At 62.0% G+C, this 540-nt stretch carries 1 protein-coding gene; it reads right to left on the minus strand.

Annotation, left to right across the window (positions count from 1 at the left end):
- On the minus strand, positions 1-498 hold a 498-nt coding region (locus tag CWM53_RS23085), incomplete at its 3' end, for a plasmid partitioning/stability family protein (RefSeq protein ID WP_100750888.1).
- Positions 499-540: the final 42 nt, after the last annotated feature.

A 540-nucleotide genomic window follows, 5' to 3' on the forward strand; every position in this document is an offset into this window, starting at 1 on the left:
TACCGGCATACTGGCCAGCAGGCGCGGCAGTTCCGGCGCCGTCGTGTGGAGGGCAAGACCGGTGATAATCAGGTTTCTCAGCAGATCCCCACGCAGACGGGATGACGCTTCCGTCAGCACACTTTCCACCCGTTCCCCACTCCGGCCATTCTGAAGCGTCAGGGTGTAACGCCGGCGCTGGTATTCTGTCTCCGGTGACACGGGCAGAGCTGCCTCACCATTTTCGGGCTCATCCGGAAGGCCGGTGAGTGAGGACCAGGTTCCGGAGACCAGGGCCATCACGGCGCAAAGGCGGACAGCGCTCAGTTGCCCGGCAAAGAACACCGGGATCAGCGCCGGTAAACGGGCATCCACCTGGTATACCACCGCCCCGGCGGTGGCGGCGGTACGGATGAACTCACCGCGCAGGGGCTGTGAGATGGTGCTGATGGTTGCCATTGCCGCGATGTCGGTGCGATCGTCGCTGTGCAGATAGAAAGAATACTGGCCGTCCGGCACGTTTAGTCCTCTTTATTGTAAAGGGCAATCTCCCTGGCCAGC

Source organism: Klebsiella sp. A-Nf5, assembly GCF_002810545.1.
GTDB lineage: Bacteria > Pseudomonadota > Gammaproteobacteria > Enterobacterales > Enterobacteriaceae > Klebsiella > Klebsiella variicola.